A 376-nucleotide genomic window follows, 5' to 3' on the forward strand; every position below is an offset into this window, starting at 1 on the left:
CTTTGATGGAGCGAGTTGTAACAAGAGAGAATATGGAAGCTGCCATTAAATCCGTTAAACGGAATAAAGGTGCAGCAGGTATTGACGGGATGACCGTCTTTGAAATAGAAGAACACATCAATGAGTACTATATTCCTCTACGGAATAAATTACTTAATGGGACTTATAAACCCCAACCGGTTAAACGGGTAGAAATACCAAAACCGAATGGAGAGAAGCGAAAGCTAGGCATTCCTTGTGTGCGCGATTGAGTTGTTCAACAAGCAATTCGACAAGTGATTGAACCAATCATTGACCCGCACTTTATGGAAAACAGTCACGGCTTTCGACCGGGCAAAGGCACGCATAGTGCCCTCAAACAATGTGTAAACTATTA

At 42.3% G+C, this 376-nt stretch carries 1 pseudogene; it reads left to right on the plus strand.

Annotated features, from left to right (window positions below):
- Positions 1-251, plus strand: a pseudogene (locus ACEN31_RS11660) (group II intron reverse transcriptase/maturase); the annotation flags it as partial.
- Between the last annotated feature and the right edge of the window lie 125 nt (positions 252-376).

This window comes from Ruoffia sp. FAM 26255 (assembly GCF_045528525.1).
Taxonomy (GTDB): Bacteria; Bacillota; Bacilli; order Lactobacillales; family Aerococcaceae; genus Ruoffia; species Ruoffia tabacinasalis.